The 26,506-nt window shown below is 37.5% G+C and carries 22 protein-coding genes; 10 read left to right on the top strand and 12 right to left on the bottom strand.

Annotated features, from left to right (window positions below; translation table 11 throughout):
- Nucleotides 1-165 (bottom strand): hypothetical protein, encoded by a 165-nt coding sequence (locus OQZ33_RS22520; RefSeq protein WP_265801763.1) that lies wholly within the window; start codon nt 163-165, stop codon nt 1-3.
- Nucleotides 166-356: 191 nt separating this feature from the next.
- Entirely contained in the window at nt 357-1,790 is a 1,434-nt protein-coding gene (locus OQZ33_RS22515) for an amino acid permease (RefSeq protein WP_265801762.1), read from the bottom strand.
- A gap of 501 nt (nt 1,791-2,291) precedes the next feature.
- On the opposite strand from OQZ33_RS22515, the gene OQZ33_RS22510 reads away from it, so the two are divergent.
- The 8 genes from OQZ33_RS22510 to OQZ33_RS22475 all read left to right on the top strand — a co-directional run bounded on the left by OQZ33_RS22510 (nt 2,292) and on the right by OQZ33_RS22475 (nt 12,270).
- Complete coding sequence (locus OQZ33_RS22510) at nt 2,292-2,627, top strand: PadR family transcriptional regulator (RefSeq protein WP_056848457.1); 336 nt, start codon at nt 2,292-2,294, stop codon at nt 2,625-2,627.
- Between the two features lie 15 nt (nt 2,628-2,642).
- Entirely contained in the window at nt 2,643-4,379 is a 1,737-nt protein-coding gene (locus OQZ33_RS22505; protein WP_265801761.1) for a PspC domain-containing protein, read from the top strand.
- A gap of 45 nt (nt 4,380-4,424) precedes the next feature.
- Entirely contained in the window at nt 4,425-6,872 is a 2,448-nt protein-coding gene (locus OQZ33_RS22500; RefSeq protein WP_265801760.1) for an outer membrane beta-barrel family protein, read from the top strand.
- A gap of 83 nt (nt 6,873-6,955) precedes the next feature.
- A complete protein-coding gene (locus tag OQZ33_RS22495) occupies nt 6,956-7,321 on the top strand; it encodes a hypothetical protein (RefSeq protein ID WP_265801759.1) in 366 nt (121 codons plus the stop codon).
- 92 nt (nt 7,322-7,413) lie between these two features.
- Nucleotides 7,414-8,076, top strand: coding sequence for a GDSL-type esterase/lipase family protein (locus tag OQZ33_RS22490; protein WP_265801758.1), 663 nt, complete (start codon nt 7,414-7,416; stop codon nt 8,074-8,076).
- 52 nt (nt 8,077-8,128) lie between these two features.
- Entirely contained in the window at nt 8,129-10,453 is a 2,325-nt protein-coding gene (locus tag OQZ33_RS22485) for a TonB-dependent receptor (protein ID WP_265801757.1), read from the top strand.
- 4 nt (nt 10,454-10,457) lie between these two features.
- Nucleotides 10,458-11,258 carry a DUF4249 domain-containing protein gene (locus OQZ33_RS22480; protein ID WP_265801756.1) on the top strand — a complete coding sequence of 267 codons (801 nt, stop codon included), beginning with the start codon at nt 10,458-10,460 and terminating at the stop codon, nt 11,256-11,258.
- A gap of 52 nt (nt 11,259-11,310) precedes the next feature.
- On the top strand, nt 11,311-12,270 hold the full coding sequence (locus tag OQZ33_RS22475) for a 2-hydroxyacid dehydrogenase (RefSeq protein WP_265801754.1): 960 nt from the start codon (nt 11,311-11,313) through the stop codon (nt 12,268-12,270).
- 60 nt (nt 12,271-12,330) lie between these two features.
- Here the strand turns inward: OQZ33_RS22475 and OQZ33_RS22470 are convergent, their stop codons facing one another.
- From OQZ33_RS22470 to mutL, 6 genes are all read right to left on the bottom strand, one after another.
- Nucleotides 12,331-15,057 (bottom strand): carboxypeptidase regulatory-like domain-containing protein, encoded by a 2,727-nt coding sequence (locus OQZ33_RS22470; protein WP_265801752.1) that lies wholly within the window; start codon nt 15,055-15,057, stop codon nt 12,331-12,333.
- Nucleotides 15,058-15,218: 161 nt separating this feature from the next.
- The gene (locus OQZ33_RS22465; protein ID WP_265801751.1) at nt 15,219-15,851 is read right to left on the bottom strand and encodes an NAD(P)H-dependent oxidoreductase; all 633 of its coding nucleotides are present in this window, start codon (nt 15,849-15,851) and stop codon (nt 15,219-15,221) included.
- Nucleotides 15,852-15,964: 113 nt separating this feature from the next.
- Nucleotides 15,965-17,071 carry an endonuclease/exonuclease/phosphatase family protein gene (locus tag OQZ33_RS22460; RefSeq protein ID WP_265801749.1) on the bottom strand — a complete coding sequence of 369 codons (1,107 nt, stop codon included), beginning with the start codon at nt 17,069-17,071 and terminating at the stop codon, nt 15,965-15,967.
- The gene (locus tag OQZ33_RS22455; RefSeq protein WP_265801748.1) at nt 17,071-17,925 is read right to left on the bottom strand and encodes a rhomboid family intramembrane serine protease; all 855 of its coding nucleotides are present in this window, start codon (nt 17,923-17,925) and stop codon (nt 17,071-17,073) included. Before OQZ33_RS22455 ends, OQZ33_RS22460 begins: the two co-directional genes overlap by 1 nt.
- Nucleotides 17,918-18,622: a rhomboid family intramembrane serine protease gene (locus tag OQZ33_RS22450; protein WP_056848468.1), complete on the bottom strand. Its 705-nt coding sequence runs from the start codon at nt 18,620-18,622 to the stop codon at nt 17,918-17,920. The genes OQZ33_RS22455 and OQZ33_RS22450 overlap by 8 nt, the downstream gene beginning before the upstream one ends.
- 149 nt (nt 18,623-18,771) lie before the next feature.
- Nucleotides 18,772-20,607 (bottom strand): DNA mismatch repair endonuclease MutL, encoded by a 1,836-nt coding sequence (gene mutL, locus OQZ33_RS22445; protein ID WP_265801746.1) that lies wholly within the window; start codon nt 20,605-20,607, stop codon nt 18,772-18,774.
- A 275-nt stretch (nt 20,608-20,882) separates the two neighbouring features.
- Between mutL and OQZ33_RS22440 the strand changes: the two genes are divergently transcribed.
- Both OQZ33_RS22440 and OQZ33_RS22435 read left to right on the top strand, forming a co-directional pair.
- Complete coding sequence (locus OQZ33_RS22440; RefSeq protein WP_265801744.1) at nt 20,883-22,517, top strand: amidohydrolase; 1,635 nt, start codon at nt 20,883-20,885, stop codon at nt 22,515-22,517.
- The gene (locus OQZ33_RS22435; protein ID WP_265801743.1) at nt 22,504-24,321 is read left to right on the top strand and encodes a serine hydrolase domain-containing protein; all 1,818 of its coding nucleotides are present in this window, start codon (nt 22,504-22,506) and stop codon (nt 24,319-24,321) included. The genes OQZ33_RS22440 and OQZ33_RS22435 overlap by 14 nt, the downstream gene beginning before the upstream one ends.
- Before the next feature lie 100 nt (nt 24,322-24,421).
- Here the strand turns inward: OQZ33_RS22435 and OQZ33_RS22430 are convergent, their stop codons facing one another.
- The 4 genes from OQZ33_RS22430 to OQZ33_RS22415 form a co-directional block, all read right to left on the bottom strand.
- Nucleotides 24,422-24,784: a hypothetical protein gene (locus OQZ33_RS22430; protein WP_265801742.1), complete on the bottom strand. Its 363-nt coding sequence runs from the start codon at nt 24,782-24,784 to the stop codon at nt 24,422-24,424.
- Nucleotides 24,781-25,023 carry a hypothetical protein gene (locus OQZ33_RS22425; protein ID WP_265801741.1) on the bottom strand — a complete coding sequence of 81 codons (243 nt, stop codon included), beginning with the start codon at nt 25,021-25,023 and terminating at the stop codon, nt 24,781-24,783. The genes OQZ33_RS22430 and OQZ33_RS22425 overlap by 4 nt, the downstream gene beginning before the upstream one ends.
- Before the next feature lie 91 nt (nt 25,024-25,114).
- Complete coding sequence (locus tag OQZ33_RS22420) at nt 25,115-25,834, bottom strand: sterol desaturase family protein (protein ID WP_265801740.1); 720 nt, start codon at nt 25,832-25,834, stop codon at nt 25,115-25,117.
- A 67-nt stretch (nt 25,835-25,901) separates the two neighbouring features.
- A complete protein-coding gene (locus OQZ33_RS22415) occupies nt 25,902-26,495 on the bottom strand; it encodes a Crp/Fnr family transcriptional regulator (protein ID WP_265801739.1) in 594 nt (197 codons plus the stop codon).
- Between the last annotated feature and the right edge of the window lie 11 nt (nt 26,496-26,506).

Raw genomic sequence — 26,506 nt, 5'->3', positions numbered from 1 at the left:
CTAGAATAAGACAGCACCAAGAGCTGCGAAAATAAACATGGCAGCCATTACTATTCTGTCGGCAGTAACCCACTGTTGTTTTGTCAGCGGAGTTGCCACTTTTTTAATGGTTTCAGCTTTATGTCTGCTAAGTTTAAAAACGGAAGTGTCTAATTTAAGTATCATAGGAAAATATTTTAAATAGGTATTTTTTCTATTTCAAATCCTAAGCCACGATTTATACATTTTAATAAATTGTGGATAACTTATTATTATTTGTTAACTACTTCCGATTTTAGTCGCGAATTGTCAAGATATTGTTTTACAATTAATTACAATTGTAGATAAAAAGCAACAAACCATAATTAGGCTGTGTGTTATTTTGCCCGTATTTTGCTATGTTTTTTTCCGTAAAAGAAATAAATAGCTAAACCAATTCCTAACCAAACGATAAGCCGAATCCAGGTATCGGCGGGTAAAAATATCATCATCGCTACGCATGTTAAAATCCCTAAAATAGGAATTATTGGGACCAAAGGAACTCTAAAAGGGCGTTTCGCTTCCGGATCAGTTTTCCGTAAGATTAGAATACCTACACAAACCATCAAAAACGCAAGCAATGTTCCGATACTTGTCATTTCGCCCACCACATTCATCGGTACAAATGCTGCAAAAAGGGATATGAAAATACATAGAATGATGTTTGATTTCCACGGCGTTTTAAATTTCGAGTGAACATCAGAAAACATTTTGGGTAATAAGCCATCTTTACTTATAGAATAAAACATTCGCGATTGTGCCATTAAATCAATTAGAATAACCGAAGTGTAACCGATTAAAATCGCCAATATTATCGCCTGACTTAACCAGCCATAAGGTGTTTTTTCGATAGCGATGGCCACTGGTGCGCCACTGTTGGCAAATTCCTTGTAGTTGGCTAAGCCTGTCATTACATGGCCAAATAAACCAAATAAAACTGTACAAACTAACAGCGAGCCAATAATGCCTATCGGTAAATCTCTTCCTGGGTTTTTAGTTTCTTGGGCCGAAGCTGCTACTGCGTCAAAGCCAATAAAAACGAAGAAAACCAATCCTGCCCCTCGTAAAATTCCGCTCCAGCCGAACTGCCCGAAGGTGCCGGTATTTTCCGGGATGTATGGGTGATAATTTGCAGGATCGATATATTGCCAGCCTAACGCGATGAAAACCAAAACCACGCCCACCTTTAAAAATACGATGATTCCATTTACAATTGCCGATCCTTTTGTACCTCTGATCAAAATTGCAGTCATTAAAACTACCACTAGTGCAGCAGGGATATTTATAATTCCATTAACCGTAGATCCATCGGCAAGTTTAGCCGTTTCGAAAGGAGAGAGGGTAAGCTGTGGGGGCAAATAAATTCCTAAACTGCCCAAAAAGCGGGTTAAATATTGCGACCAGCTAATGGCTACCGTTGCACAACCAACTGAATATTCGAGCACTAAATCCCAGCCAATAATCCAGGCAAAAAGCTCGCCCATTGTAGCGTAAGAGTAGGTGTAGGCGCTACCGGCAACGGGTATCATCGAGGCAAATTCTGCATAGCACAAAGCCGCAAAGCCACAACCTAAGGCTGCAATTACAAAAGAAAGGGTAACCGCCGGACCAGAATGATTGGCTGCTGCCAAACCTGTAATAGAAAATAGCCCGGCACCAAGTGTTAAACCTACGCCTATAAGTATTAAATTAATCGGACCTAAGGTTCTTTTGAGTGAGCCCTCTCCACTTTCGTTTGCCTCTGCAACAATGCTGGCAATAGATTTTTTCATGAACAAAGTTAATATGCCACAAAACTATTAAAATATATTAAATCTACCTTGTTTGTAGTGATTTGTTTGTCTTTATTTTTTAATTCAAAACACAGCCTTGGTTTAGTTGTAAATGACTTAGCGTAGAAACAGCAATCGATTTAAGATTTCTGCATGGAATGCCGACTTATTATTTCTGAGAACAATTTCAAGGCTAGGTTTTTTCTAATGAAGTTGTATCCGCTTTTCTTGCACGAACCTAACCAAACTAAACCCGATAGAGTCAAATAGCTCCCAATTTTTCTTCCAAAATTGGGACTATAAGGGGATAGTGGGACTGCTAAAACCGAAGAATTAATGTCTTTGCTTTCCATAAAATTTAGTGATTTCACATTAAAATTAAATACTTATAAATTCTTGAATAAAATTAAAACACTTTAAATCAATTGGTTATACTAATATTTAAATTTATTTTAGTACTATGTATTGCATAGTACAATATAAAACATATATCTTTGTATTATGATAGCAGAAAATACGCAAACACAAATGCGGAAGGGAATTCTGGAATACTGTGTTTTATCAATCATCTCACGTGGCGAAATTTACGCTTCGGATATTATTGCCGAATTAAGGACGGCAAAACTATTGGTGGTAGAGGGCACATTATATCCATTATTAACCAGGCTTAAAAACAATGGTTTGTTAAGCTACAACTGGGTAGAATCTACCTCAGGCCCACCCCGTAAATATTATACCTTAACCCAAGTTGGTAAAGATATTTTATCACAATTAGATCAAACCTGGCAAGAGTTGGCTTATGCTGTAGGTGTTTCACAAAAAGGAGCCAATTCATAAATAGTAAAAAAGGAAATGGAAAAGACCATCATCATAAATATTGGGAATACGATTATTCATATTGAAGAAAGTGCCTACGAACTCTTAAAGGTTTATTTAAACGAAGTGAAGCAACATTTCGTTAACCACGCTGACGATTTAGAAATTGTAACGGATATCGAAAATCGAATTGCAGAGTTATTAACAGAGCAATTGGAAGAACAGAAAAAACAAGTGGTTAGCTCAGTTGATGTAAATGCAGTGATTGCCCAAATGGGTCGTGTACAGGATTTTGATACGGTAGAAGAAAACGACGAAGAGCCGGTTGCGAATACCAATTATCAGTTCCAGGCTGAGAAAAAACTATACCGCGATATGGATGAACGGGTGATTGCGGGTGTGTGTGCGGGTATTGCGCACTATGTTAATACCGACGCAAAATGGATTCGTGTGGCGGCTTTGCTTACACTGTTTTTAGGTGGCGCAGGCTTTTTGATTTATGCAATCCTTTGGATTATTATGCCAAAAGCAAAATCGCGTATCGAGCGTATGGAAATGAAAGGCGAACCGGCCAACTTGCAGGGTTTTCAAAAGAATTTGGATGAGGAATTACTAGCTGTTAAACAAGGTTTAGCCATTGCTGGCAAGCACACAGGATCCATCTTTGGACAAATAGGCATTTTTATCGGTGAATTTTTCGATTGGCTTGGGCGATTTATTTCTGGAACAGGAAAAATCATCTTTAAGGTTGTAGCAGGTTTTATTGTACTATTTGGAGTCGTATTTCTGCTATCGTTAATTGTTGGTTTTGCCGCATTTCAAGGATTTTGGGATTCGAGTGTATATGAGTATTTCCCATTCTCTATTGTAGATGAAAGCAATAGAGGTGTAATATTATTCAGTGCATTTATAGTATTTTTTGTACCCATTTTAGCTTTGGTATTGTTTTCTATCCGTGTGGCTTTTAATAAACAGGCTATTAATAAAACACTTTCTTTCGCTTTGTTAATTATTTGGCTGGTTGGTGTAGCAATGGCTGGTTATCACGCAGCTAAAATTTCTTCAGAGTTTAAACAACATGCAGAATTGGCTCAAACTGCCGATTTAAAATCTTATAAAACCTATATAATTGATATTGATAGAAGCAAATATTTTAGTAAGGAAGATAGCGTGACTTACCGTATTGATGCAAACCAAAGAAGACAAATTGTTACGGAAGATTTTGAGAACGGACCTTTTGTAATGCCAAACAACATCCGTATTGATATTGAAAAAAGTGCAACGTTGGCTACCCGCTTAACGCAGAAATATGAATCGCAGGGGAAAACTTTTCAAAGTGCTTTACAAAATGCGCAGAACATCGATTATAAATATGTCCTAAAAGACTCTAATCTTGTTTTCAATCCGCGTTTTCAATTGAGAAAAGGAACCATTTGGAGAAACCAGGAGGTTCGACTAAAACTAGAAATTCCGGTGGGTACGAAGGTGATTCTAAAGGAGGATACTTACAGATACCTAAACAATTATGGAACCTGGGATTGTGGCGAAATTGAAAATGATAAAAACGATTACAGCACATGGATGATGACCGAAGATGGTTTGAAATGTGTTGCACAATTGAAAGAGGAAGCTATAAAAAATAAAAAGTTGAAGAAGGAGCTGATCGACCTGGAATTTGCGCAGAAAGATAGAACTGCCGATAGCCTCTATCAAGATTCGATATCAAACAGGATCAAAGAAGTTAAAGAAGAGCTTGGCCTAAATAATAATTAAACCATCAGCGTTTCAATTCGCCTCAAAAGGCATTAAGAAAATATCATGAAGAAGTTACTAGTGCTAATGGCATGCCTAATGGTGTGTGGGGTTTCCTTTGCCCAAAATTTCAATAAAATAACAGGGAAAATTGTTGATGAAAAAGAGGCAGCTTTACCTTTTGCCATCATTAGAGTAATGAACTTTGCAGATACAAGTGTGGTAAAAAGCGTTTCCAGCAATCAAGACGGAGATTACGAAATTACTCTGTTAAAAAGCGGAAGTTATCTTTTATCAGTTTCTATTGTAGGCTATAAAAGTTTAAAAACGGATCGAATTTTATTAACAGCTGATTTAAAAATGCCCAATATTAAATTGGAAGGTTTAACCAAGCAATTGAAAGAAGTAAGTATTTCAGGTAAAAAACCATTTATTGAGCATCAAATTGATAAAACAGTTTTAAACGTAGAAAATAGTATCACCTCAACTGGCGGAACAGCCCTGGATGTTTTGGAGAAAGCACCAGGCGTGCAGATTGATCGGCAAAGTGAACAAATTAAGCTCAACAATAAATCGGGCGTTTTAATTATGATCGATGGGAAAACCAATTTCTTATCAGGGGCAGATGTTACCGCATTGTTGAGCAATATGAGTGCGGAACAAATCTCTACCATAGAATTGATCACTAATCCTTCATCAAAGTATGATGCTGCGGGAAACGCAGGAATTATTAACATCAAACTAAAGAGAAACAAAGCTTATGGTACGAACGGAACGATTTCTTTTAATGGCGGACAAGGATTAATGCCCAATTCGCCAACTGATTTATACCGTGCCGGAGTAAATTTGAATTTAAATCATAGGCAAGGAAAATGGAATGTTTTTGGGAACGGCGCCATGGCCAGAAAATCGAATTTTAATAATACATTCTTAAATCGTACCACTTTAGCCAATGGTTTGGCCAGTTCACTCACTCAAAATTTCGATCGTAAGAATAAGGGTTTAGGTTTTCAAGGCAAATTGGGTACGGATTATTATGCATCAGAGAAAACTGTTTTCGGAGTAATGCTGGATGCCAATACGGTTAAAACCAAGCTTACCAATTTTAGTAACACAAATATCAATGCAATGCAAAATGGAATATCCACTTTAAGTGCTATTCTGCAAGATGCTTATTCTACTTCGCCAGCGAGCAATTTAACGGCAAATTTTAATATTAAACACGATTTCGATAAAAATGGAAAGAGCTTAACTTTCGATATGGATTACTCGGGTTTCAGCAATGAAAAGGAAGAGATTTTTTTGGCTAACTATTTAAATGCCAATGGAAACTCAGACAATAAAACAACTTTGCGTAATACTACCGATGCAAAAATTAATGTTTACGCCGCTAAAACTGACTTAACGCTTCCACTTTCTAAAACAATGAAAATTGAAACTGGCTTGAAAAGTAGTTATGTGGTAACCAATAATGATTTTTTATCTGAACAATTTTCATCAGGCGTTTGGCAAAATGATTTAGGGAAATCGAACAATTTCGTTTACAAAGAAAACATTAATGCCGCTTATGCCAACTTTTCTAAAGAGTGGAAAGTATGGCAAATCCAGCTTGGTTTAAGAGCCGAACATACACACTCTAACGGAAATTCGATTACGGATAATAAAGAGGTTGAGCGAAATTACCTTTCCTTGTTTCCTACTGCATTTGTTAACCAAAAAATCAGCGAAAAGCATAATATTCGTTATTCCTACAGCAGGAGAGTAGATCGTCCTAATTATCAACAGCTCAACCCATTTGTTTTTTATATGGATCCATTGGCTTTGGATCAAGGAAATCCATATTTGAAACCACAATTTACCAATAGCTTCGAAATTAATTATAGCTATAAGGAAGCTTCATTAACATTAGGTTACTCAGATACACGAGATATGATTACCCAAATTAGTCAGCAAAATGATGAAACCAGGGTGATCAGTGTGATCAGGCAAAACTTAGGTCGTTTCCAGAATTTCTCTGCTGGTGTGTACGTGCCGATTAAGATTGCTAAATGGTGGAATATGCAAAACAATGCCAGCGTTTATTATAGCAAATTTGAAGATGGCAATTTAGAAGGCGGAGCATACAGCGCAGGCCAGGCAGCAGTAAATTTATACAGCTCCAGTTCTTTTACATTACCCCAAAACTTCAGCATAGAAATTAATTTTTGGTTAAATACACCCCGTGTTTCTGGTGTAGAGCGAACCACAGTTACGCAATATGCCTTTAACGCAGGAATTCAGAAAAGCGTGCTCAATAAAAAGCTTAAGCTGCGATTAAACATGGACGATATATTTCTGACGAATTACTGGGCAGGAAGTTTGATTTATCAGAATGTGAATATGACCGTTACCAATCGTTACACCAGCAGAAGAGCGAATTTTAGCATTAGCTATGGTTTCGGAAACCAAAATGTGAAGTCGGCCAGATCGAGAAATACGGCTACGGAGGATATTAAAAACAGAGCTGGTTCTTAGCTTGGAGTGGGGAGTTTGGAGTCCACAGTCTTGAGTGGATTAGCAATTGAACAATTATTAATCAGTAACTAAAACAAATCAACATGAAAATATTATTATACATTACTTCAATTTTATTGGCATCTTTTAGCTTTGGCTGCAAAACGAAGGGAGGAAATTTATCCCTGAAAACTGTAGATACCAATACAGCATTTAAGTTTACAGCAAAATTTGATGAAGCTAAAACCCGCCAATTAAACGAATATTTAGACAGTGCATTAAACAATAAACTACCACTCGAGCAAAATATCGATTTGTTAGTGAATTTGAATGGAGAGGATATATTCAATTTAAAAGCTAACTCTGGATGGCTCGAAATTAACTTAGATAAAAGAAATACCTCTATGGCTGAGTATATGAAAGTTAAAAAGCTGACAGAAGGAGTCCAGGAAATAATGACCAAGAAATAGCTAATTAATCACGCGGCAAGTCAGTCACAGTCTTTTTATATAAATTTCATTTGATGATTGTTATCTTGTGCAATTGAACAATGACGATTAATATGAAAAAAATATTTTTTACACTACTGCTCTCACAACTTGTTTTACTTACTGCGTTCAGCCAATCGAAGCCTCCATTTTGGGACGATGTACAAACGATTAAAAAGTACGATAAAATGTTTCAACCGCCGGTTAACCCAGTTTTGTTTGTAGGCAGTTCATCAATAAGAAAATGGGATGACTTAACGCAGGTTTTCGCAAAATATAACGCTTTGAACCGTGGTATTGGCGGCGCAGTTACCAACGATATTACCTACTATTTAAACGATATCGTTTTCCCCTATCACCCACGCCAAATTGTATTGTATGTTGGTGAAAATGATCTTCCAGATCCTAAAACGACAGCAGATAGTGTACTCAACAGAACCATAAGATTATTTAATTCCATCAGAGCAAAATTGCCAAATGTGCCCATCGTTTATATTTCGATAAAACCAAGTCCGAGTAGAGATAAGTTTAGAGAAAAGGCCGTTGCTTCCAATGCATTGATCAAAAAATTTATAAGCGAACAGGTTGATGCCAAATATGTAGATATCTATCCTTTAATGCTTACCAGGGATGGGCAAAACCGTCCTGAATTGTTTGTGGGTGATATGTTACACATGAATGCTGCGGGTTACGCCATTTGGAAAAAGGCTGTTGAAAAGCATTTGATAAAAAGATAGACGCTTCAAATTCGTACATTTGAAAACATCTTAAAAATCAGATCCGTTAAACATGCCGTTAAAACCGTATTTGCTCATTTTCTTTCTCAGTTTTTTTAGTTTAACCCTTTTTGCGCAAAACAAATTTACTTTAAGTGGCACTATTCGCGATGCGAGTTCTGGCGAAACACTTATCGGTGCTACAATTAAAATTACCGGTGCAACTCCTGCAGGTACGCTAACCAATAATTACGGTTATTTCGCCCTTACTCAACCCGAAGGAACTTATACCGTAACAATAAGCTACACGGGATTTGCAAGTGTTATAAAAACTATCAATCTGAATAAGGATACAAAACTTAACGAAGAATTAAATGATGCAAATGATTTAGCCGAAGTTACGGTGAGCGCCAATAACCGGAAAAATGAAAACGTAAAAAGCGCACAAATGGGTTTAGAACGTATTGATATGAAATCGTTAAACTCTATTCCGGTTTTATTGGGCGAAAAAGATGTTTTGAAAACTATTCAACTTTTGCCAGGTGTAAAATCCGGTGGCGAAGGCAATACGGGTTTTTATGTTCGCGGAGGTGCTGCCGATCAAAATTTAATTATTTTAGATGAGGCTGTTGTTTACAATTCATCACACTTATTGGGCTTCTTCTCTACCTTTAACGCCGATGCCATTAAAGATGTAAGTTTATACAAAGGCGGTATGCCAGCGCAATATGGGGGTAGATTATCGTCGGTTTTGGATGTTAAGATGGACGATGGAAATAACAAGGAATTTAAGTTTCAGGGTGGAATTGGGTTGATCGCTTCGCGATTGAAAGCAGAGGGGCCGATTGTAAAAGATAAAGGTTCATTTATGGTGAGCTTTCGGCGAACTTATATTGATTTGTTTTTAAGGGCTTCACCAGATTCTTCAATAAATGGCAGTACCTTGAATTTCTACGATATCAATGCCAAAGCCAATTACAAAATCAACGATAAAAACACCATTTATATCTCAGGTTATTTTGGTAAAGATAATATTGGCGTTAAGGATCTTTTTGAGAATAACTGGGGAAATGTAACGACAACGATCCGTTTAAATCACATTTTTAATGATCGTTTATTTTCCAATACCTCATTAATTTACAATAACTATAATTATACGGTGAGGTTGTTAAATGATGTAACCAATTTCAAGGCGACCTCATTGGTGCGGGATTTCAACTTTAAGGAGGATTTTCAATATTTTAGCAACAAGCACACTTTGCGTTTTGGATTAAATGCCACGCATCACCGCATTTCTCCAATTGACATTACCACTAGTCAGGAATCGCAGGTTAATCCGCTTACGCAAGAAAAACGCTATGGTTTAGAAAGTGCCGTATATGTTTCTGATGAATGGGCGGTAACCGAAAAACTGAATTTATTATACGGATTAAGATTGGCTGCATTTTCATTATTAGGGCCTGGTAATTTCGGTAGTTACGATGCTGATGGCAATATCTTATCATCAGATAAAGTAGAAAGCGGTAAGTTTTATAAGAATTATTTAAACCTGGAGCCGCGTTTTTCGTTGAGCTATTTGTTTAATGAAGAGAATTCTGTTAAAGCTTCTTATAACAGAAATACGCAGAATATCCACATTTTAACCAATGCTACATCAAGCTCTCCAACTGATCAATATGTGTTGAGTAGCAATAACATCAAACCAGAAATTGCAGATCAGGTTGCTGTTGGTTATTTCAGAAATTTTGCTGAAAATAACTATGAATTCTCTGGCGAGGTGTATTACAAATGGATGCAAAATCAAATTGATTACAGAGATGCTGCTGAACTGTTAGGCAATTCAAACGTAGAATCAGAACTTTTATATGGAACGGGTAGGGCTTATGGGTTGGAATTGTTCTTTAAAAAGAAGTTTGGAAAGTTGAATGGTTGGGTGGGCTACACATTATCAAGAACGGAAAGAAAGTTTGCTGGATTGAACAATGGTAATTATTTCCCATCCAGGCAAGATCGTACGCACGATGTATCGTTTGTGGGCATTTATAATTTGAATAAACGCTGGACTTTTTCTTCGAGTTTAATTTACAGCACAGGAAATGCGGTGACTTATCCGGCAGGGAAATATGTTGTCGGTGGACAAACCGTATATTATTACACCCAAAGAAATGCCGGTAGAATGCCCTACACTATGCGGTTAGATTTAAGCGCAACGCTTGAAGGTAGAAATAAAGGCAGATTTCAATCAAGCTGGAATTTTGGCGTGTATAATGCTTTGGGTAGAAAAAATCCTTATTCTGTCGAATTTATTAATGATCCAACCGATGCAAGTAAAACTGTGGCCGAACAAACCTCATTATTCGGTATTATTCCATCGGTAACCTGGAACTTTAAATTTTAAAACCATGAAGAAATTAATTCTATATATCGCTGTTTTGAATTTATGCTTTACTTCCTGTAAAAAGATTATTGAAGTGGATACCAATAACGCAGCAGCGCAAATTGTAATCGAAGGCAATATTACCGATCAGCTCATTGATCAGCAGATCGTGATTAGTAAAACTGTTGGCTATGATGAGAAGGGCATTTATCCGAAAGTATCTGGCGCCACTGTTATCGTAACTGACGACAAGGGAAGCAGATATACGTTTATGGAAAAAACACCAGGCGTTTATGTGCAGGCAATGCGTGGCATTTCTGGTAATACCTATAGCTTAAATGTAAGTGTAGAAGGTAAAACTTATACCGCGAGTTCTAAAATGCCAAATCGGGTAAAATTGGATTCGATAGGCGTGGTTAGCAATTCTTTTTTTAGCAACGAACGTAAAACCGCAGCCGCCTATTTAGTTGATCCTGAAAACGAAACCAATTTTTATCACTTCAATCTTTACGTAAATAATCTATTCTCACGGAGAATATATGTAAATAATGATCGCTTGACTAACGGAAATAAATTGCGTATTCAGCTTTTTTACGAATCGGACGATGATGACAATGATGGGTTGAAGTCTGGAGATAAAATTAGCGTAGAGGCCGAAAGTATCGATTCTAATATTTTTGATTACTGGTATACCTTAAGCCAGCAATCTGGCCGTGGGCCAAATCAAGGTACCACACCTGCTAACCCACCATCAAATATTTCGAATAATGCTTTAGGATATTTCAGCGCACACACCTATCAAAAGCTGAGCACTGAGGTTAAGTAATGGCTAATATTTTTTTGCTAAAACACCCATAATTATTTGCTGTTTCAAGAGTATGAAAGTATTTATAAGTGGAAAAATTGCGCCTGATGCTTTGCAGAAATTGGAAGATCATCATATACAAATTACCCAGTGGAAAGAAACACGACAAATCACACCTAAAGAGCTAATAGAAGCCTGTAAGGATCAAGATGGGTTTATAAGTGTTGGTCCGAATAAGATTAATGCCGATTTTTTAAATGCTAGTAAACATTTAAAAGTAATCGCACTCCATTCGGTTGGTTTTGATCAGGTTGATGTAGAAACTGCCAAGAAATTAAATCTCCCTGTTGGAAACACGCCTGGCGTTTTAAGCGCCGCAACAGGCGAAACTGCTTTTTTATTGATGATAGCGGTATCGAGAAAAGCTTTCTTTTCGTACAGGAAAATTATAGATGGCAAGTGGGAAAAATACGAGCCTGCAACGGAACTGGGTATTGAAATTAGCGGCAAAACGCTTGGTGTTTTTGGTTTAGGTAAAATTGGTTTGGAAATGGCGAAGAAATGCAAAGCCGCATACGGCATGCAGGTGATTTACCATAACCGATCTAGAAATGAGGATGCCGAAAAAGAGCTTGATGCCAAATATGTTTCATTCGATGAGCTTTTGGAACAAAGTGATGTATTGACCGTTCATACTGCTTTGACGGATGAAACTAAGGGCAAATTTTCGATTGATGTATTCAAGAAAATGAAGCCGAATGCTATTTTTATCAATACAGCTCGGGGCGGCATTCATAATGAAAAAGACTTAACGCAAGCTTTGGAAGAAAAGATTATTTGGGGTGCAGGTTTGGATGTTACCAATCCGGAGCCAATGGGTAAAAATAATCCGTTATTGTTTATGGAAAGTGTTGCCGTTTTACCCCATATTGGCTCTGCTACCGAAGAAACCAGAGCGGCCATGGCCGAGTTAATTGTGGAGAATATTCTGGCTGGCTTAAAGGGAGAGCAAATTCCCTATCCAATTTATTAATCACGTAAAAAAGGGCGTTAGATTCTCAAATCTAATGCCCTTTTAGCTTTGGTTTCGTTTCTACTTCACCAAATATTTCATTACCGATCGGCCAATATTTCCGTTGGCATCAATACCTTCAATAATCACTTTGTATTGCCCGCTACCATCTGCGTTGTAAAACTCTACCGAAGAATTTCCAGTGGCATCCGTTACAATTTTTGGATTCCAATAAATAGTGGTGCGCAGATCATTTCTGTTCATGTTAGCGGCAACGTCATAACGTGGCGAGTAAAACTGTTTTTCCTTGTTATATCCCTGCGGAGAGAAGGTAAGCTCGTAGTTTTTAGGTAGCATATCCAAAAGTTGCGCTTTCGATATTTTCTGTCCTTTCGGTGCTTTTTTCTGATTGATTACGATTACCCCGTTTACATTGTTTGCTCTGTTTACCAAGCCGAGCTCATCTCTTAAAAAGATTTCTATCGATTCTATTTCAGATGCATTTAAGGTATTAATCTGATTCACATCCACATTCATTCCATTGATGAAAATTCCCATTGGCGTTCTGTTTCCTTGGTTGTAATCTCTGCTCACATAAAAATTATTATCCATATATGTTACACCAGCCATCATCGTTTGCAAACAGTTAATCAGCAAATTACAGCCTTGTAATCTATCGCCTGTTATCTCATGGTCGGCAATTTGACTTAAACCACTTAAAGCAGGGTAATCTTTGTGGCTCACCTTTGGTATTGTAGCCGCTTTAATGGTCACATCTTTTAAAGTGTGTAAATAGGCATACTGTTTTTTACTATTATCTAAGTAAGTGGTTAATGCACTATCAATATTTAAAACCTCTTCTGCCGCACTAAAATTTCTGGTTAAGGCAGGCGTTGGCGATCCATTTAAACTAATCGTCATGGCTTTATAGTTCACATTATATTTGGCAGAGATGGTTACTTTTGATGAATCATTTAACACGAGATTTTGTATCTTAAAATTACCCACCGGATCTGTAGTCACCTGCGAATTGAAACGCTTGTCTGGGATGGTTACCAGTATCGTACCCTTTCTTACAGGAATACCATTATTCATTCTTAAAACACCCGTAAGGTCGATACCCTGCTCAGGCAAGAAGCTGATTTTTGGCAATTTGTTACTTAAAATGTCAGTGTATTTAAACGATCGATATCCTTGGGTAAGCAATAAAACGTCCAGGTCGGCATTTTTCTTCGCATCGGGTGCGTTGAAGTAATAATTTGGTTTTTCAATGTATCCTTTTAGGTCGCTGCTTAAAAGTAGCCCGGTTAAAATGGTTGTAGCGCCATCTTCACTAGAGGGAACTTTGCTCTCATCAACCACCGCAATAGAAAATGTACCTTCTACCGGAGTACCATCTTTTTTGGCGGCGATATTCACCTTAACCTTTTTCTTAACTCCGGATGTTGGTGTAGGCGTGGAGAGTGCTATATTTAATGCATTTTTATTTTGTACAAAAACCAATCTCTCGCTTAAAGGTTTTCCTGCATCTGTAAATAGTGTAAACTGGGCAATTCCCATTGGGAATTTAGATTTCAAAATAGTGGTGCTGTATTCTTTAGATGAGAGTGCAGTTTGGGCACCGTAACAAATAACGCCTTTGCTTTGCGCAACAAGGTAAAATTTCTTGCCCTGGTTCTGCTGGAAAAAAGTATCATTTGAAATAATTTTAACCGCAACATTTTCCGGATTGCTATTATCGATATTTACTAAAATGCCCGATTCGTTAACTGCTGGTAGCGAATAACTTTGTGTCGTTCCATCTGCAAAGGTTACATTGGCTTTGTAAGTTTTTCCACTTTCGGCAAGCAAATTAAAGCTTCCCATTCCTAATCTTTGTGCCGTAAATGTGGCAACTTGTTTGCCATCATTATCGGTTACGGTGCCTTTTGAATTAATCCCCAAACCATCACTTTTAATAGCTTTAAAGGCGACTTTATTGGTTAGGCCAGCAATCAGGCTTCCTCCTTCAGGGAAAAGTTGAAAATCTTTGGTAACGATGGCATTCTCTAGTTGAAAAATATTGCTTACCAGATCTTTCTCGGTAGTATTAATGGAGGTAACCAGTTCACCTTTTTTAAGCTGGTATTCGGCTTTTTGATTGGCAGTCATCGCGATGGTGAGGTAGCCGTTCGCATCTGTAGTTCCTCTGCCTTTTGCAATCACTGTAAAGCTTGTTACCACCTGCCAGCTTACGTTTCTATTCGCGTAAGGCTTATTATTTGCATCTTTAAACTGAATACGGGCATCAATTTTCTCTAGCTTATCTGTCGAAGTATTCTTGTAAGTGATATGCGTTTTAACCTCCTTGTCTATCGCCTCACCCACGTAAAATGTCTTGTTGAAATAACTCGGATCGTCGAAATTTAACATCCACATGGTGTAAGCCCGAATATGGTAGTTTCCTTGTTTATAATTTACCTGATCTAATGGAAAACTTCCATTCGCCACGCCACCTACAATAGGCAACTTCAAGGTTTGGATAAGCGAATCCTTTTGGTTGATCACATCAACATAAACGATTTTGCTTATGCCCGATAAGAAATTTTGATTTTCCGTTAAATAAGCCTTAAACCACACGGTATCGGCAATGGCATAATAAGGCTTATCAAAATGAAGATAAATTTTTTCGGCAGGATAATCATTTAGAACTTTGCTGGTTTTCGCTATTAAAGTATTGATGCTAACGGTATCAGTTTGTGCCGACGAAGATAAATTTAGGAGTGATAGGATTGAAAATATTAAAAACGGTAATCTAAAAATCTTCATGAATTGGAAATTAAATACTAAAAGGTAAATATATCCAATTAAAAATAGAGCACCTAAATTGTATGCATCTTTAACATTTTTTTACATAAAAGAGTTTAGGGCATAAAAAAACAAGCTACTTTTAAATAGCTTGTTTCGTTATACCTTTAGATGTGAATTTCTTATTTGTATTCGATTACGAATTCGCTTAAAGGTGTGCGTACTTTTTTCAGGTTCACCAACCAGTCTCCAGCTTCGTCTCTATGGCCCAATGGCAATAGAGTTACACTTTTTAATTGTTTTTTATCCAAGCCTAATAATTCATCTAATTCTGCAGCATTGAAGCCTTCCATTGGAGTAGAATCTACTTTTAAAAGGGCAGCTTGAGCAAGTGCGATACCAAAGGCGATGTAAGCTTGTTTAGCAGCGTGGTGAAAGTTTTCTTCTGCTGGTTTCGACAAGATCATCCCTTTCAATTGGTTTTTGTAAGCATCAGTTGTATCTAAAGGTAAACCACGTTCCGTGTTCATTCTATCGAACACTTTATCGATACCTTCGTCAGTATAATTTTCTTGGGCTGCAAAAACCAATAGATGTGATGAATCAATAATCTGCGATTGGTTATAAGCAATAGGAGCAATTTTTTCTTTCAATTCTTGATTGGTAATTACAATAACTTTAAACGGTTGCAAGCCCGAAGAAGTTGGTGCCAATAAAGCTGCTTGTATAATTTGATCAACTTTATCTTGTTCTACAGGCTGACCATTCATTTTTTTAACTGCGTAACGCCAGTTTAGTGCATCTATTAAGCTCATGATATTTTCTTTCAATTTTGTGCCTCAAATATCATCATTACAAATTCCCGTTTTGTTGATGTATGGTAAGAAAGCAGTTGGTAGGAGAAATGGTGTTAAACAAATTGGAGAAGTTATTCTGCAAACTTTAAGTCGCTCCTTACTGGAAAATGATCCGATAGTTTCGCCTCCGTGATGTTATAGTTTAACACTTCGAGATTTTTTGAAGTTAAAATATAATCGATTTGAAAGTTGGGAAATTTACCATTGTAAGTTTTGCCCATACCCGAGCCTTTTTTAACGAAAGCATTGTTTAAGCCCTCAGTAATTTGAGTAACCACATAGGATGCTGGAGTATCGTTGAAATCTCCGGCGATTAAATAGGGGGTTTTACAAGACGCCATTTCCTTTTTCATCAAATCTACCTGGCCGCTGCGTTTTAGAAACGCACTTTTAAGCATACGCAAAATTCGTTTTGAAGGTTGAAGCTGTGTATTCATTTCTTTAACCTTGTCCAAATATTCGTAATCCTGTTTTTCAAACGAAATAGATTGGAAGTGAACATTGTACACCCGAAGTGTTTTACCCGAGATATTTAAATCTGCATAGATGCTCATGTTGCCATTGTAACCATCTACGAAAGGGATTTTGCCGCTACCTACTATTGGGTATTTAGTGAAAATAGCCAGCCCGTAAGCCTCGAAGTCGTTTTTATTGGTCGGTACGAAATAGAAATGCTTTAATTTTAAAACCGTTTTTAAGCTATCGATAATATCAAAGTTGCCTTTAAAGCGGGTATAAAACTCCTGGAAACAGATAATATCCGGGTTCTCATCTTTCACTACTTTAAGCATCTTTTCTTTTACCGACTCATCATTCTCACCTCCATAAAGTTTAAAAGTATGCACATTGTAGGTCATCATTCTGATGCTATTTTCTACTTTTTCCGGGCAACCTTTATCGCCGCCAAATGAAAAAGTTGCTTTTAATGTTTTAAAACCAAAAGCAATAACAATGATGCTTACAATAGCGAATACCCATTTTTTACTAATGCACCACCAGGCCAAAAAAATGATATGAAAAAATAATACGTAGGGATAGGCCAGGCCAAAAAATGCAATTAATGCATGTTTGCGTGGATCCATATTGCCGGCAACAGTACCAAGTATTAAAGCAATTGCCAGTAGTACTGCAACAGGTAGTAAAAGTTTATCGAAGAAATTGTATTTCTTTTTCGCCATTAATCTTTGCTTGCTTTAAAAAGTTTTTCTTTCTCTGTAGCAGATAGTTTATCATAACCTGATGAAGATATTTTATCTAAAATGGCATCAATTTCCTGTTGAGAAACCTCGTTAAAAACCGGTTTTCTTGGAGTCGGTTTTTCGTTGCGCACAACCTTTAGCTTAGGTTTGCGTTCGAAGATCTTGCTCCAGTCGCTCCCTTTTTGCAAACTTTTAATAAAGATGAAACCTAGAAGTGCGCCTCCGATATGCGCTAAATTTCCTCCTGCATTAGCAGACGATAAGCCTAAAAACGACAACAGGAAATATACAATGGCCACCCATTTTATTTTTACTTCTCCAAAAAGCAAGAGCATAATGCTATAGTTTGGCACCAGTGTAGCCGTGGCAACAATAATAGCCATTACTGCAGCCGAAGAACCAACAACAGTTCTGTTTATTAATCCATCAGCAAAGGCAGGGATGATATTTAACCCGGCGATATAAATCAAAGCGCCAACTAACCCGCCTGCGAGATAAACAAAATGAAATTGACGGGACTTCAAAAAGTTCATAAAGATATTACCAAACCAGAATAAACCAAGCATGTTAAACAGCAGGTGCAGAAAGCCATCATGGAAAAACATGTAAGTAGAAATGGTATAGAATCGGGTTGGCAAAGCGGTAATTTGAGCGGGTACTCCAAAATACTCTCTAATCCAATCTCCAATAATGAAATCGGTTCTGCCTAAAAATAAGAATACAGCAATAATGGCGGTAACCAAAAAGATAATCACGTTTATTCCTATATATAGAAATAAGGGATTGCCCGATTGAAAAATCTTAAACTTTAAATCTTTAACCGTATTATTCATAGTAAGTATAAAAGTTTGTGTTCTTATCCTTCCAAATTTTAACCAGGATGAAGCCGATTAAAGCACCACCCAAGTGGGCGTAATGTGCAATTGAATCGCCTTCAAAACGACTAACGCCTAAAAATAATTCAACTAAAATATAAAATGGGATGATATATTTCGCTTTAACCGGTACTGGGATAAACATAATATAAAGTTCAGCATTTGGATATAACATTCCAAAAGCTACCAACAACCCAAATACTGCCCCTGAGGCACCTAACATGCCTCCACCGTAAATTTGCCCTATGGTTTGGTAATCTGCCTGACTTTTTATTTGATTTTGCCAGCCTTCGTACAGCGTAAAATGGCCAATAATTTGGTTAACCTCTATGGCTTGAACTGCCCATTGGAGTAATAAAGCACCCAAGCCAGTTATCAAATAAAATATAAGGAATTTTTTGCCTCCCCAACGCGTTTCCAATAAACTTCCGAAGGAGTAAAGTGCAAACATATTGAAGAAAATGTGAGCAATACCACCATGCATAAACATATAAGTGATTACTTGCCAGCCGCCAAATTTGGGAGAGTCAAAATAATAAACCGCTAGCATATCTTCCAAATTAATGGTAGAACTTAGAAAATAAGTTCCCACAAAAAAGAGAATGTTAATGATTAGCAGGTTTTTAACTATTGGAGGGATATACAGGTTGTTCATTTATGAATTTATTAGCGCCACCCAACCTCCCCAGAAGGGAGGAGTTTAAAGCGTTGTTTTGTTTTTCTATTTACTTTATTCAGGAATCTTTTTATTTGCTCTTAGCTCCTGGCTCTTTGTTCCTTGCTCCTTATTCCTTACTCTTCGCCTTACTTTTCAAACTTCTTATCTAATTCTCCCAAGGTTATGGTTTGAATCACTGGTTTTCCACTCACGCTAAAATTAGGGGTTTTACAGGCAAAAAGTTCATCAATCAGCGTATTCATTTCTTCCTGGCTTAATGCAGTTCCGGCTTTTATCGCACTGTTTTTTGCCAGCGTTCGGGCCAGGCTATCTCTTTTAGTTAACTTCAATTCCTGCTGAGAGTTTTTGAAACCTTCAATTAGTTGCTCAAATAGTTGTGTTTCGTTGATATTACTGCTTCCTAAATCAACCGGAACACCTTCTACAACCAACGTATTTTTTCCGAATTCACGTACATCAAAGCCTAAACTTTTTATATCGTCCAATAAACTTTTGGCCAGTTCGAAATCGTTGGCGTTAAGGGTAATGGTTTGCGGAAATAAACTTTGTTGCGATGCGCCTTTCCTATCGTCTAAATGTATTAGAAATCGTTCATAAAGAATACGCTCGTGTGCCATTTGTTGATCGATAACCATTAAACCCGATTTAATCTGCGAAACAATGTAACGGTTATGCAATTGCATATATTGCTTTTGCTTCGTTTCAAAGACCGGTTCGTCTGTGTAAAACGATGTTTGTTCGATCACCGGTTGCTCCACCACTTCATAAAGCGAGCCCCAGTTTTTTGCACTCGGTTTTGCTTCATAGTTTCTTGATGAAGTGGCATATCCTGAAACGGAACTGCTGTCGCTGGCAAAAGGATTAAAATCGGGATTGAAATTAATACTAGGCGGAACAATATCTTCCACTGCCTTTTGCGTAATCATGTTACTGAAACCCGTTTCCTGATCAAAATCTAAAGTAGGAGAGATGTTATATCTCCCAATAGAACGTTTTACAGCAGATTTCATGATCGCATAAATAGATTTTTCATCTAAATACTTAATCTCTGTTTTGGTAGGATGAACGTTTACATCAATTTTTGAAGGATCAATTTCAATGAAGAGGACGTATAACGGGTAGCTATCATCTGGCAAAAGATCTTCAAAAGCCGAACTTACGGCGTGATTTAAATACGGGTCTTTAATAAATCGATTGTTTACAAAAAAGAATTGCTCACCACGGGTTTTCTTGGCGAAAGCCGGTTTTCCGATGTAGCCTTTTAAATTTATTATGGTTGTTTCCTCTTCAACAGGAACCAATCGCTCGTTGTAATTATTGCCAAAAATGTGGACAATACGTTGTTTTAAGTTTCCTTTCGGGAGGTTAAAAATTTCTGTCCCGTCATGATGCAAGCTGAAAAATACCGTTGGGTGTGCCAATGCTACCCTTGTAAATTCATCAATAATATGACGCATTTCTACCGGATTGCTCTTTAAGAAATTACGACGAGCAGGGGTATTGTAAAACAAATTTTTAATGGCAATTTGTGTGCCCGCAGGCGTCGCCACGGGTTCTTGTGCAGTTACCAAAGCGCCTTCAATAGAAATGCAGGTACCAATTTCGTCTTCATGGCGGCGGGTTTTCATTTCTACCTGAGAAATTGCAGCTATCGAAGCCATCGCTTCGCCACGAAAACCCATAGTGCGAATAGCAAATAAATCTTCCGCCTTTTTTACTTTTGAGGTGGCGTGGCGCTCGAAACACATTCTGGCATCGGTAACGCTCATTCCGCAACCATTGTCAACAATCTGAATGAGTGCTTTTCCGGCATCTTTTATCACCAATTGGATTTTATCTGCGCCAGCATCAATCGAATTTTCAAGTAATTCTTTTACAGCAGAAGCAGGTCGTTGAACAACTTCTCCGGCAGCAATTTGATTGGCAACAGCATCAGGCAATAAGTGAATAATATCAGTCATGTATTAGGGCAAAGTGAATTTGCTAAATTATACAAAATAAGCTTAAGGATTTGGCTTTGTTTAAAACTCAACATGTAAATGACTGTTCGAAAAAGTCCAAAGTCAGCAGTCTGAAGTCCTAAGTCTTTTGTCTTGAACATCACCTATCAATTGTGCATCTCCTTTTAATCTTGATAAGAAAATATTGATGATCGCCAGCCGAATTTAAGAGCTAACCAATTTCGTAATCGGCATTTTACAAAGCCAATTCATTTCAATTTTCTATCTTTAACAACATGAAATCATTTCTCTTCGTCCTTTCTTTGGCGTTGTTTTTTTCTTCCTGCAGGAAAAAAGAACAAGCTGACCTGATCATTTATAATGCCATTATTTATACTGTTAATGATCAATTCGAAAAAGTTGAAGCTTTTGCCGTTAAAGATGGAAAAATTCTAGGCTTGGGTTCTTCAAAAGAGATTCAATCAAAATACGAGGCTAAAGAAGAAGTTAATGCCGATGGAAAATCAGTTTACCCAGGTTTTATCGATGCACATGCACATTTTTTCGGTTACGGGCAAAGCTTGCAAACAGCAGATTTAAGGGATACCAGATCCTGGGAGGAGATTTTGGAGAGATTGAAAGCGTTCGCTAAAACCCATCCAGATGGCTGGTTAATTGGCAATGGCTGGGATCAAAACGACTGGGAAAATAAAGCTTTCCCTACAAATGAAAAATTAACGGAATTATTTCCAAACCGGCCAGTATTATTAAATCGAGTAGATGGACATGCTGCTGTGGTCAATCAAAAAGCTTTCGATGAAGCAGGGATAAAGGGTGAACAGAAATTAGTGGGTGGTGATATGCTTAGCGCCAACGGAAAATTGACTGGAGTTTTGATCGATAATGCGGTTGGCCTTGTAGATAGCAAAATTCCATCGCCTGATGAAAAACTGGCAACTAAAATTTTAACCGATGCGCAAGCAAATTGTTTTGCCGCTGGCTTAACAACGATTGATGATTGTGGCTTACCCTTTCAAGCGGTAGATTTTATCGAAAAAATGCAAAAGGACGGAAAGTTGAAAATGCGTTTATATGTCATGTTATCCGATGCTGAACAAAATTATGATTACCTGTTTAAACGCGGAGCAATTAAAACCGATCGACTAAATGTTCGCTCATTTAAAGTTTATGCTGATGGCGCTTTGGGGTCAAGAGGTGCTTGTTTATTACATCCTTACAGCGATATGCCAGCGAAAAGTGGTTTCTTGTTGAGCAATCGGAAGCATTTTGAGGAGGTAGCTGGAAAAATTGCAGCGCATAATTTTCAAATGTGCACCCATGCCATTGGCGATTCGGCCAACCGGGTAATGCTCAACATTTATAATAAAGTGCTCAAAGGCAAAAACGATAAACGCTGGAGAATTGAACATGCTCAGGTAGTAAACTCAAATGATTTCGCTCTTTTTGGAAAAGCGAATATTATTCCTTCCGTTCAACCAACACATGCTACTTCAGATATGTATTGGGCGGGAGAAAGATTGGGGCCAGAGCGGGTTAAAGATGCTTATGCCTACAAACAACTCCTTAAACAAAATGGCTGGATACCCCTGGGAACTGATTTTCCGGTGGAAAACATTAATCCATTATTAACGTTTTATGCTGCAACAGTGAGAGACGATGCAAAGGGGTTTCCGAAAGGCGGTTTTCAAATAGAAAATGCGCTTACACCGGAAGAAGCTTTACGTGGGATGACCATTTGGGCCGCAAAAGCGAATTTTGAAGAAAAGGAAAAAGGCAGTTTAGAAAAAGGTAAATTTGCCGATTTTGTTATTCTTGATCACGATATTTTAAAATCAACCCCACAAAACAGATTAAAAACCAAAGTTTTAAAAACCTATTTGAACGGAGAAAAAGTATATGAAGCGAAATAGATTAGTCATTCTGGGCGTAGCGAGTTTCTTTAATGTTTTATGTTTAATGGCTTGTGCCCAAGACCATGCTACAAACGAAAAAAAGCTTTCTGTTGCCAATAATATTACCAGTTCAACCATTTTGCTGAACAATAAAGATGCTGTTATACCATTAAAATCTCTCGATAAAATAAACATTGCCTCAGTAAGTCTGGGGTTTTCTTACAGCTTAGTTTTTGATAGTTTAGCTAACAAATACGATAAAATTACATCGTTTTCTGCAGATAAATATAAGGATAGCGTAAACCTGAATGACCTGGAAGACGACCTTAAATATTTCAACGTTGTGCTGATTGCCATTGATGATCAGCAAACCACCAATGCCAAATACATCAATTTTATTAACAGTGTAAGCAAAACAAAAAAGGTGATCATTTCCCTTTTTGGAAATGGAACCGCATTAAAATCGTTTGATTTACTTCAGTCGCCCATTATTTGGACTGGAGAAAACAGTGCAGACGCAGCGGCCATTGTGCCGCAATATATTTTTGGTGGCATTGCAGCGGTAAATAAATTAACTAAAGCCTATTCTGCAAAATATACCGTAGGTTCTGGCTTTACAACTGACAAAACCCGGTTGAAATATACCGTTCCCGAGGATGCTGGTGTAAACTCTAATAATTTAAAAGAAATTGATGCGATTGCCGAGGAAACCATTAGAGAAAAGGCAGCCCCAGGTTTGGTGATTTTGGTGGCGAAGGATGGAAAAGTGATTTTTAATAAGGCTTACGGAACGCACACTTACGATACGAATCTTCCTGATAAGGTAACCGATATTTTCGATTTGGCTTCGGTAACTAAAGTTACAGCCACCACACCTTCGGTAATGCGTTTGTTCGAGGAGGGAAAGTTGAAATTGGATACTAATATCGGCGCCTATATTCCGAAAGCCCGAACTACGCCCATGAACAACATTCAAGTTCGTGAAGTGATGCTGCACCAGGCCGGTTTTATTCCATACATTCCATTCCACAATTACGTAAAAACAGGAGATTATAGTGTAGATTCTTCTGCTGCTTTCCCAACAAAGGTTGCCGATGGTTATTATATCAAAAAAGACTTTTTTAAGAATTTCATGTGGCCAAAAATGCTCAATTCGCCCATCAAAACCAGAGGACAATATGTTTACAGCGACATTAGTATGTATGTGATGAAGGATATTGTAGAGCACATTAGTGAGGAGCCGTTAAACCAATATACATACGAAAACTTCTACAAACCGTTGGGGATGCAGACGGCCGGATTTTTACCTAGAAATCGTTTCGGTAGAGATCAAATTATCCCTACGGAGCAAGATACCTATTTCAGAAGAACGCTTTTAGTAGGTTATGTTCACGATCAGGGTGCAGCACTTGCCGGTGGTGTGTCTGGTCATGCCGGTTTGTTTTCCAGCGCCAACGATTTGGCCATCATTTATCAGATGCTTTTAAATCGTGGTACTTACGGGGGTACGCAATATTTTAAACCAGAAACGGTTGATATGTTTACTTCAAAACAATCAAACGTGAGTCGTCGTGGTTTAGGTTTCGATCGTTGGGACCCGGATAGTACAAAACACTATCCATCAAACCTGGCTTCGCCACAAACTTATGGGCATACCGGGTACACCGGCACTTGTGTTTGGGTAGATCCATCAAGAGGTTTGGTATATGTTTTCCTTTCCAATAGGGTTAGTCCAAGCGTGAGCGATAAGCTTGGGAACTTAAGAATCAGAGGGCGGATTCAAGATGTAATTAACAAAGCGATTGACGAATCGAAGAAGTAGGATATAATATTCTTTACTGCTAAGTTTAGTATCATTGCAAGGTACAAAGCGATTGAAGCTTGATAGATTGCTTCGTGCCTCGCAATGACGAATATTTTAATTATTCATCATCCAATAAGGTGATGCAATTATCAGAAAGTTTCTTTATTCGTGTATCAAATGTTTGAAGTGCCACATTGTTTTTAGATGTTTGATACAGATAAGTGATGATACCTTTAGTCGAATCATCTGGATCGCAAGCGTAAGATTTTTCTAAATATGCTGCGGTTTTCGTCGATAGTTTTTTATAATCTTCTACCAATTTGCCATAAATGACAACGCTTTTTGAGTCGACGGCAGCATTCATCTTTTTAATCATCGCCTGGCAATCCTTAAAATAATGATTTCCTAAAGCAAGGTAAGGCACATAATAGCCAGGCGTCATTTTGATACTTTTTTCATAATATGGAATCGCAAGATTCATTTGATCGGTTTCTTCATAAAGCCTTGCCAAGTGATAGGTACACTACCCATTTGTTTTTGGTTTAATTCAGAGGATCTTTTAATTAATGCTTCTGCTAAATTAATGGCTTTGCTTTTTTCACTGACCTCCAATCTGATTTGCAAAAAATCCCAGTAGAGATCTTTAATATCTTGAGTTTGTGAGAAAGCGAACTGCGTAGCGGATAAAAGAAGTAAAAGTGTCAAGAAGCGTTTTTTCATAGATTAAAATTTTGATGAAGATAAGCATTATGCTACTAGAATTTAAATTCGGCTGGTGTAGGCAACAGCCGATAAAAAAATCGAAAATGACTTAATGTTGATGCACATCTTTAAATTTGATCATCTCCAATAGTCTTTGCTCCTTTTCATCATCAAATCCGCAGGTGCTTTTAAATTCCTTTGGATTTTCATAGGTGCCAAATAGCATATCCCACCATACAATGTCGCCATAATTATTGCTATGTTTTTCATATTGATGATGAATGCGGTGCATTTCTGGCCGCTGAAAAATGTAGCCAATCCATTGTGGTGTTTTCACATTGGTGTGGTAAAAAAATTCTCCAAGTGCTGTGCATAAAGTATAAATGGCTCCGGCTTCAGGATTAAGCCCTAATAATGTATAAACCAAAAGACTTCCAATAATCGAATTTACTGTCATTTCTAAGGGATGTTTGTAGAATGAGGTAATCACTTCTAAGCGTTGCGGACTGTGGTGAATTTGGTGAAAACCCAGCCATAAAAAATCAACAGTATGCCTCCAGCGATGCCACCAGTAAAAAATAAACGTTGCAATAAAATAGGCGATAATACCGCCGAGCCAATTGGGAACAAAATTAGAAAGTTGAAAAACGGAGACAGATGAGAGCCATTTTTCCCAGGTAAATCCAGCTAAGACAACTATACTTAACTGAATGAAGTTAACTCCTAAAACCCTGATGGTCCATGTGGACACGTTTGGCAATTTCCAGCCCGGTTTAATTCTTTCGAGTAGAAAGCAAAAACCAAATACGATAAAAATGATGATTAACATAGATTTAAAATTTATTGATCAAATCTATGATGTGCTAGTCTGCTGGCTTTTGACAAAAGTCAAAAAATTATGTTTGCTTTCGGATTCTGCTTAAGGTTTCTTGAGAGATCCCCAAATATGAAGCAAGGTGTCCTAAAGATACCCTTTGAAAGAGTTGAGGATTTCTTTCCAGTAAATTTTGATACCGTTCCTTTGCGCTCAACATACGCAGTTCGTTTGCTTGTATCTCGTTCTGCATGTGGTAAAATTCGGTTAACTTCCTGCCTGAAAAATTAAATTCCATAAAGTTTAAGTATAATTCATCCAGTTTTTCTCTTTTTACAGCAATTAGTTTGGAGTGTTCTAAACTTTCAATGTATTCAAAACTCGGATTGCCTGTATAAAAGCTGTAAACAGAAATGAGGAGTTGATTTTCGAATAAAAACCAGGTATTTGTTTCTTTGCCTTCTTTATCGAGATAGAATATTCTAGCGGCTCCTTTTACAATAAAGTAAATGGTATTGCTGCGCTCGCCAACACTTAAAATTTTTGTTTTTTTTGCAACTTCAATAACCTCACTGTTGGCAATGATGGCCGATTTTATTTCATCCTTTAGTGGATAAATATTATCAAAAAGGTTGAAGAGATTTTGATACTCTCCCAGAAATACCTGATCAGCCATAAAAATTTATC

Origin of the sequence: Pedobacter sp. MC2016-05, assembly GCF_026239735.1 — a bacterium.
Lineage (GTDB): Bacteria > Bacteroidota > Bacteroidia > Sphingobacteriales > Sphingobacteriaceae > Pedobacter.
This window is presented reverse-complemented; position numbering and strand designations above follow the sequence as displayed.

Excerpts from the sequence above, each read along its gene's own strand:
- OQZ33_RS22450 (WP_056848468.1), bottom strand. The coding sequence starts at position 18,622 with ATGAACAACCTGTATATCCCTCCAATAGTTAAAAACCTGCTAATCATT.
- OQZ33_RS22470 (WP_265801752.1), bottom strand. The coding sequence starts at position 15,057 with ATGAAGATTTTTAGATTACCGTTTTTAATATTTTCAATCCTATCACTC.
- OQZ33_RS22485 (WP_265801757.1), top strand. The coding sequence starts at position 8,129 with ATGCCGTTAAAACCGTATTTGCTCATTTTCTTTCTCAGTTTTTTTAGT.
- OQZ33_RS22475 (WP_265801754.1), top strand. The coding sequence starts at position 11,311 with ATGAAAGTATTTATAAGTGGAAAAATTGCGCCTGATGCTTTGCAGAAA.
- OQZ33_RS22520 (WP_265801763.1), bottom strand. The coding sequence starts at position 165 with ATGATACTTAAATTAGACACTTCCGTTTTTAAACTTAGCAGACATAAA.
- OQZ33_RS22460 (WP_265801749.1), bottom strand. The coding sequence starts at position 17,071 with ATGGCGAAAAAGAAATACAATTTCTTCGATAAACTTTTACTACCTGTT.
- OQZ33_RS22495 (WP_265801759.1), top strand. The coding sequence starts at position 6,956 with ATGAAAATATTATTATACATTACTTCAATTTTATTGGCATCTTTTAGC.
- OQZ33_RS22490 (WP_265801758.1), top strand. The coding sequence starts at position 7,414 with ATGAAAAAAATATTTTTTACACTACTGCTCTCACAACTTGTTTTACTT.
- OQZ33_RS22420 (WP_265801740.1), bottom strand. The coding sequence starts at position 25,834 with ATGTTAATCATCATTTTTATCGTATTTGGTTTTTGCTTTCTACTCGAA.
- OQZ33_RS22455 (WP_265801748.1), bottom strand. The coding sequence starts at position 17,925 with ATGAATAATACGGTTAAAGATTTAAAGTTTAAGATTTTTCAATCGGGC.
- OQZ33_RS22515 (WP_265801762.1), bottom strand. The coding sequence starts at position 1,790 with ATGAAAAAATCTATTGCCAGCATTGTTGCAGAGGCAAACGAAAGTGGA.
- OQZ33_RS22425 (WP_265801741.1), bottom strand. The coding sequence starts at position 25,023 with ATGAAAAAACGCTTCTTGACACTTTTACTTCTTTTATCCGCTACGCAG.
- OQZ33_RS22510 (WP_056848457.1), top strand. The coding sequence starts at position 2,292 with ATGATAGCAGAAAATACGCAAACACAAATGCGGAAGGGAATTCTGGAA.
- OQZ33_RS22440 (WP_265801744.1), top strand. The coding sequence starts at position 20,883 with ATGAAATCATTTCTCTTCGTCCTTTCTTTGGCGTTGTTTTTTTCTTCC.
- OQZ33_RS22415 (WP_265801739.1), bottom strand. The coding sequence starts at position 26,495 with ATGGCTGATCAGGTATTTCTGGGAGAGTATCAAAATCTCTTCAACCTT.
- OQZ33_RS22500 (WP_265801760.1), top strand. The coding sequence starts at position 4,425 with ATGAAGAAGTTACTAGTGCTAATGGCATGCCTAATGGTGTGTGGGGTT.
- OQZ33_RS22435 (WP_265801743.1), top strand. The coding sequence starts at position 22,504 with ATGAAGCGAAATAGATTAGTCATTCTGGGCGTAGCGAGTTTCTTTAAT.
- OQZ33_RS22465 (WP_265801751.1), bottom strand. The coding sequence starts at position 15,851 with ATGAGCTTAATAGATGCACTAAACTGGCGTTACGCAGTTAAAAAAATG.
- OQZ33_RS22505 (WP_265801761.1), top strand. The coding sequence starts at position 2,643 with ATGGAAAAGACCATCATCATAAATATTGGGAATACGATTATTCATATT.
- OQZ33_RS22430 (WP_265801742.1), bottom strand. The coding sequence starts at position 24,784 with ATGAATCTTGCGATTCCATATTATGAAAAAAGTATCAAAATGACGCCT.
- OQZ33_RS22480 (WP_265801756.1), top strand. The coding sequence starts at position 10,458 with ATGAAGAAATTAATTCTATATATCGCTGTTTTGAATTTATGCTTTACT.
- mutL (WP_265801746.1), bottom strand. The coding sequence starts at position 20,607 with ATGACTGATATTATTCACTTATTGCCTGATGCTGTTGCCAATCAAATT.